Origin of the sequence: Curtobacterium sp. P97 (assembly GCF_023712445.1) — a bacterium.
In the GTDB taxonomy this organism is placed as follows: Bacteria; Actinomycetota; Actinomycetes; order Actinomycetales; family Microbacteriaceae; genus Curtobacterium.
Map to the genome: position 1 here is coordinate 21,288 of NZ_JAMAYF010000022.1, position 6,066 is coordinate 27,353.

Annotated in this window: 10 protein-coding genes; 3 read left to right on the top strand and 7 right to left on the bottom strand. The window is 74.2% G+C overall.

All coding sequences use genetic code 11. The features are described 5' to 3' along the window. The first annotated feature begins 56 nt into the window (after positions 1-56). Entirely contained in the window at positions 57-443 is a 387-nt protein-coding gene (locus M3677_RS16440) for a MerR family transcriptional regulator (protein ID WP_251161077.1), read from the top strand. 41 nt (positions 444-484) lie between these two features. Next, positions 485-1,309 (top strand): DNA-formamidopyrimidine glycosylase family protein, encoded by an 825-nt coding sequence (locus tag M3677_RS16445; RefSeq protein ID WP_251161078.1) that lies wholly within the window; start codon positions 485-487, stop codon positions 1,307-1,309. On the opposite strand, the gene M3677_RS16450 is transcribed toward M3677_RS16445, so the two are convergent. After that, complete coding sequence (locus M3677_RS16450) at positions 1,267-1,818, bottom strand: AAA family ATPase (RefSeq protein WP_251161079.1); 552 nt, start codon at positions 1,816-1,818, stop codon at positions 1,267-1,269. The two genes, M3677_RS16445 and M3677_RS16450, sit on opposite strands and share 43 nt — an antisense overlap. A gap of 176 nt (positions 1,819-1,994) precedes the next feature. Between M3677_RS16450 and M3677_RS16455 the strand changes: the two genes are divergently transcribed. Next, complete coding sequence (locus M3677_RS16455) at positions 1,995-2,396, top strand: arsenate reductase ArsC (RefSeq protein ID WP_308201987.1); 402 nt, start codon at positions 1,995-1,997, stop codon at positions 2,394-2,396. A 21-nt stretch (positions 2,397-2,417) separates the two neighbouring features. Here M3677_RS16455 and M3677_RS16460 read toward each other — a convergent pair whose 3' ends face one another. The 6 genes from M3677_RS16460 to M3677_RS16485 all read right to left on the bottom strand — a co-directional run. Next, positions 2,418-2,804 (bottom strand): DUF1304 domain-containing protein, encoded by a 387-nt coding sequence (locus M3677_RS16460; protein ID WP_209684815.1) that lies wholly within the window; start codon positions 2,802-2,804, stop codon positions 2,418-2,420. 22 nt (positions 2,805-2,826) lie between these two features. Continuing rightward, positions 2,827-3,084, bottom strand: a complete 258-nt coding sequence (locus M3677_RS16465) for a VanZ family protein (RefSeq protein WP_251155619.1) — start codon at positions 3,082-3,084, stop codon at positions 2,827-2,829. 27 nt (positions 3,085-3,111) lie between these two features. Continuing rightward, a complete protein-coding gene (locus M3677_RS16470) occupies positions 3,112-3,735 on the bottom strand; it encodes a CoA pyrophosphatase (protein WP_251161083.1) in 624 nt (207 codons plus the stop codon). An 89-nt stretch (positions 3,736-3,824) separates the two neighbouring features. Beyond that, entirely contained in the window at positions 3,825-4,565 is a 741-nt protein-coding gene (locus M3677_RS16475) for a copper resistance CopC family protein (RefSeq protein ID WP_251161080.1), read from the bottom strand. Positions 4,566-4,644: 79 nt separating this feature from the next. Next, positions 4,645-5,082 (bottom strand): ester cyclase, encoded by a 438-nt coding sequence (locus tag M3677_RS16480; protein WP_066657448.1) that lies wholly within the window; start codon positions 5,080-5,082, stop codon positions 4,645-4,647. A gap of 165 nt (positions 5,083-5,247) precedes the next feature. Then, positions 5,248-6,066, bottom strand: an 819-nt coding sequence (locus M3677_RS16485) for a DUF4097 family beta strand repeat-containing protein (RefSeq protein WP_251161081.1), incomplete at its 5' end; no start/stop codon positions are given.

A 6,066-nucleotide genomic window follows, 5' to 3' on the forward strand; every position in this document is an offset into this window, starting at 1 on the left:
TCGGCTACGGTAGGACCTCACATCGGTGTCAGGTGCAAGTGTGGATCGGAGACGACGTGCGGATCGGTGACCTCGCTGCGGCGACGGGTGCGAGCGTGCGCTCGCTGCGGTACTACGAGGAGCAGGGGTTGCTCAGCGCGGAGCGGACCGCGGGTGGCCAGCGGTCCTACGCGGCGGCGTCCGTCGAACGGGTGCAGCTCGTGCAGCAGCTCTTCGCCGCCGGACTCCCGAGCCGGACCATCGTGCAGCTGCTGCCGTGCGTCGACGCGGGGGTGGCGACGCCGGAGTCCTTCGCGCTGCTGGTCGCCGAGCGCGACCGGATCACCGCACAGCTCACGGAGCTCGAGGCCGCCCGCGACCGGCTCGACGAGGTCATCGCGATCACCGAGCACCCGACGCCCGAGCACTGCCCGGCACTGCGGGAGCACGCCGCCGCGGCCTGAGGAACGCCGACGCTGTCGGTGGCCCCGCCTAGCGTGAGGACATGCCCGAGGGTGACTCCGTCCACCGCCTGGCAGCTCGACTCCGTGCCGTCGACGGGGCCCTGGTCACCCGCGGCGAGCTCCGCGGCGGCGCCGACGCCGGCACCCCGCTCGGCGGCCGGCGCATCGTCGCCCACGCCACGCACGGCAAGCACCTGCTGACCCGGTTCGACGACGGCAGCACGCTGCACACGCACATGCGGATGACCGGTTCGTGGACCACGACGGGTGCGGGGAAGCGGCTGCCGGTGCGCGCCGCGCAGGACGCCCGGGTGCGCATGGCCCTCGACGACGGGCGGACGGTGTGGGGGATCGCGCTGCCCGTGGTCGAGCTGCTCCCCACCCGCGACGACCACCTGGCGATCGGACACCTCGGCCCGGACCTGCTCCACGACGACTTCGACCGCGACGAGGCCGTCCGACGCTGCACGGCGGACCCGGACCTGCCCGTGCGCACGGTCCTGCTCGACCAGCGGCGCGTGGCCGGGCTCGGCAACCTCTGGGCGAACGAGCTCGGCTTCGTCCGTGGGCTGCACCCGGACCGGCCGATCGGCACGGTCGACGTCGGGACCCTGCTCGACACCGCGCAGCGGATGCTCCGCCACTCGGCGACGACACCGGACGCCTACCAGGTGACGACGGGGGTGCTCCGTCGTGGGGAGCGCCACTGGGTCGTCGGGCGGGCCGGTCGGCCGTGCCTGCGCTGCGGCACGCGGGTGCGCGCCCGCGACGACGTCGAGGTGGTCGGCTCCGCGCCCCGACGCGTCTGGTGGTGTCCCCGCTGTCAGCCCGCGGCGGTCGGGCTCGCCGGGACCGCCGCGGGCTGACCGTCCGCGATGGCGCGGGCGACCTGCTCGGGCGTGCGTCCGACGGTCGACACGACCTCGGCGGCGTCGTGCAGCCAGCCGTCCGCCGCCTCGGCGTACGGGGCGAGGCGGCTCATCCGGAAGGTCGAGTAGCCGACGACGGCGTCGTCCTCGATCCGTCGGCGCAGGGTGTCCTGGTCGGCGTGCAGGACGACGTGCCGCACCGGGATCCCGTGCTGCGCGAACCCGTCGGCGATCTCCTGCCAGTAGGCCTCGACCAGCACGGTCTGCGGCATGACGAGGGTGCCGCCGACCTGGTCGAGCACCCGTCGCGCGGTCTCGACGACGAGGGGGCGCCACGGGGCCCAGTGCTGGAAGTCCCCGTGGTCGGGCAGCGCCGGTCGGACGTCCATCAGGACCTCGCCGATCTTCTCCGGGTCCAGCACGTGAGCGTCGGGCAGCATCGGCTGCAGCAGGCGGGCCGTCGTCGTCTTGCCGGCTCCGTGGGTGCCGTTGATCCACACGATCACCCCGCGGACGCTACCGCACCGACCCGCTCGGGTGGGTCACGATCTGGACGCGCCACGGGACGGACGGGAGGCACGGTGTCGGCCCGCCACGAGCCTCCCGTCCGCAGCCGGGCCCGTCCGTTCACCTCGGTGCGGCAGGATGACCGCACCCGTCCCCGACCGATACCGGAGTCACCGTGCCCGACCAGAAGCCCGCCGTCCTGTTCGTCTGCGTCCACAACGCCGGCCGCTCGCAGATGGCAGCCGGGTGGCTCCGGCACCTCGGCGGCGACCGTGTCGACGTCTTCTCCGCCGGGTCGGAGCCCGCCGACCGCATCAACGCCGTCGCGGTGCAGGCGATGGCCGAGGAGGGCATCGACATCGCGGGGGAGCAGCCCGCCGTCCTGACCACCGACGCGGTGCGCCAGGCGGACGTCGTCGTGACGATGGGCTGTGGGGACGCGTGCCCGGTCTTCCCGGGCAAGCGCTACGAGGACTGGGCGCTCACCGACCCGGCCGGCCTGCCGATCGACCAGGTGCGCCCGGTGCGCGACGAGGTCCGCCGCCGGGTCGAGGCCATGCTCGCCGAGCTGCTCTAGACCAGCGCCGCGACCGCTCGCTCAGACCAGCGCGGCGATCCCGAGCAGGAGCAGCGCGAGGAGCGGCAGCGCGCCCTGCGTGGTGGCGGCACGGCGCTTCGTCGCGTCGCTCGTGAACAGCACCAGCGCGGCGGCCAGCATGCTCCCGGTGCCGGCGACGACGAGCGTCAGGCCGACGGCGGTGCCGCCCGACGCGACGACGACGATGCCGACCAGGACGAGCACGGCGAGGAACAGGTTGTAGAAGCCCTGGTTGAACGCGAGCGAGCGTGTGGCGGCGGCCTCCTGCTCCGAGGTGCCGAAGGTGTTCCGCGCACGCGGGGTGGTCCAGAGGACGGACTCGAGCACGAAGATCCAGACGTGCAGGAGCGCGGCGAGGGCGGCGAGCACCAGGGCGACGACGGTCATGCCCAGACCCTACGACGTCCGGTCAGCGACGTCGCGTGGCCCGGCGTCGCACGAGCCCGAGCGCCGCTGCCGCGAGCAGGCCGCCGATCACCGCGCCGATGCCGTTCGTGACCAGGTCGCTCGTGTCGCAGGCCCGGCCGATGCCGAGCACGAACGCCTGCACCGCCTCGATGCCGGCGGACAGGCCGATGCCGGCAGCCGCCGTCAGCAGCGGCCGGCTGGTGCGCAGCCCGGCCAGGAACACCACCGGGACGAGGACGCCGGAGGCGAGCCACGGCACCTCGACGAGCAGGGTGGAGAGCAGGGGTCAGGTCCTTCGGTGCGCAGGGAGCGGGAGCTCGTGCCCCGCGTCCCACGGCTCCGTCCAGCCGAGCCGGTCGAAGAGCGCGTCGAGCAGCATCGCCGTGAACCCCCAGAGCGTGTGCACGCCCTGGTCCGACCGTACCGTGAAGGCCGGCCCCCGCCACTCCCGGCCGCCGCGGCGGAGGACGGTCACCCCGCGGTTCGCCGGATCGAGCAGGTCGGCCACGGGCGTCCGGAAGACGGCGGCGGACTCCCGTTCGTCGACGACCCGCACGGGCGTCGGTTCGCGCCACCACCCGAGCACGGGCCGCACCAGGTGGTTCGAGTGCGCGAGCGGTACGGCGGGCAGTGCGCCGAGGACCTCGACACCGGACGGGTCGAGCCCGGTCTCCTCGCGGGCCTCCCGCAGAGCCGCAGCGGGCGCGTCGACGTCGTCCGGGTCGATGCGACCGCCGGGGAACGCGATCTCGCCCGGGTGCGAGCGGAGGGTCGAGGCGCGGGCGAGCAGCAGGACGTCGAGGTCACGGTGCACGGCATCGGCGACGGCGGGGCGCGTGCTCGGGGTGCGGTCGAGCACTCCGAAGAGCATGAGCACGGCCGCCGCCCGGGGGTCCGGCGTGCTCGGCATCGCGGGCACGAGCGGGGCGGCTCCGGGGCCGGCGGCGGCGGCGAGCGCCGCGCGGGCAGCGTCGGCCGACGGGACCTGCGCCGGCCGGGTCACCGCCGTGCGCCGTCCTCGTCCGTGCCGTGTCCGACCGTGCCGTGCTCGCCGGAGTCGGGCCCGGCGGTGCCGTCCTCGACGTCCGGTCCCGCGGCGGGGACACCGTTCCGACGGGCCAGCAGGGCGCGGACGCCGACGACGCCCGCGAACACGACGACGACCAGCGCGACGATCAGCAGCAGGATCGTGTGGTGTCGGTGGTCGACCGGGGCGGCGGCCGCCTGGGTGGCCGACACCTCGTCGGAGGTGCCGGACGCGGCGTCCGCCGTCGCCGTCGCGGTCGGCGCTGCGGAGGACGCAGCAGCGGTCGGGGTCGGCGTCTCCGCGATGCCCGAGGTCGTCGAGGAGTCGAGCGCTGCCGGCCCGCTCGACGCGAACCGGTACTCGCCGGAGATCGGGTGCCCGTCGACGGAGACGCTCCGCCACCGCACCGAGTACGACCCCGCTTCGGAGATGTCGAGGTCCTTGCCGATGGTGTTGCCCTCGACCGTGACCTCGCCGGACGTGTGCTCGGCGTCCTGGGCGTCGGTGACGCTGATCACGATGCCGGTCTGCAGGCCGCTGAGCGGCGGCTCGGAGAGGGTCAGGGTGATGCGGTCCAGGTCACCCGCGACCGTCGCGTCGGCCACCGGGTCGGACGCGACCAGCACGTCGTGGGCCGATGCCGGCCCGGCGACGAACAGGACGGGCGCGAGCGCTGCGACGAGGACGGTGGCGAGGAGGGCTCGGAGACGCACGGGTGCCTTTCGACGAGGGCGGACCCGGCTGGTACCGGACGCCCCGAGCGTACCCGGGGCGTCCGGCAGAGCGGCCCGGTCAGCCCTTGCTGACGAACTGCACGTCGGACGAGCCGAGCTGCAGCTGCTCCTCGATGCCCTGCTGGTCCGTCGAGCCCCAGCGCTCCGCGATCCTGCCGTCGACGAACTTCGACACCTGGATGCCACGGACGGTGAACGAGCGTCCGGTCGGCTCGTGCCCCTGGAACGGACCCGTGTGCGTGCCGTGGATCGTGAACACCGCGGTGACGAAGTCGTCGGTGACGATCAGCGGGTCGGCCTCGAGCGTGACGTCGGGGAACGCCGTCGTGAACTCCGTCCAGAAGTCGACGATGCCGGCGAGTCCGGGCGCCTGCCCGGGTGCGGGGTCGTGGTCGACGACGTCCTCGTGCCAGGCCTCGTGCATGCGACCCCAGTCGCGGGCCTCGAGGATCCCGCCGAGCTTCTCCTGCGTGGCGGCGTTCGCGTCCTTGGTCATGTGGGTTCCTCCCGTGGTCGGACGGTGAGGGTCCTGGCTACGCCGGAGACCCCGGAACGACCCGGGTGTCCGAGGGACACGCTGTCCGATCGGCGAACGACGGTGGCGACGGACGGGAGGAGCGTGGCGACCCCGCCACGCTCCTCCCGTCCGTCCGCCGACCGGTCAGCGGCCCGTCCCGCGCTGGATCTCGACGTCGCCCGCCACCGCCGTGAACCGGTACTGCTGCGCGGCACCGGGGTCGGTACCGAGCTCGTTGTCGACGTCGCCGACGGTGGCCTCGGCGGTGATCCGGTAGTCGCCGTCCGGCAGGCTGACCACCTGGTCGCCCGACGTCGTCTCGACCGTGATGCTCCGCGGCGCCGCAGCGAGGGTGAGCTGCACGTCGCCCGAGGTCGCCTCGACGGCGAGGGCGTCCGCCCGCCCGTCGAGCGTGACGTCACCGGCGGTGCTCGTCAGTGCGACGTCACCCCAGCTGCCGGCGAGCAGCACGTCGCCGGCGGTGGCGTCGACCTCGACCGGGACGTCCGCGGCGTCCTCCGGCACCCGCACGGTCAGGTGGGCGCCCTGCCGGACCCCGACGGAGAGGTCGACGATGCTCCACGCCGGACCGGACACCGTGAGGTCGAGCACCCCGTCGCGGACCGCGTGCCGCTCACGGAGTCGTGTGTCACCGGCGACGAAGACGACCTCCGTGCGGTCCACGTCGACCCGCTCGACGCGGACGTCGGTTGCCCCGGCCTCGATCCGGATGCGGTCGAAGGACTCGTCGACGGCACTCGTCCGCGAGTGGTCCTGCCGGTCGCTGGCGGCGACGGACTGCACCACGACGACGGCGAGCAGTGCGACGAGCAGCACGGAGCCGACCACGAGCAGGACGGTCCGCAGGGTGCGGGGACGTCGGGGAGCCGGTGGGGGCGTGGAGCTGGTGGGCGAGGCGGTGGTCGTCACGGGGATCTCGTTCCTTCGGGTGCTGGTGCGGGG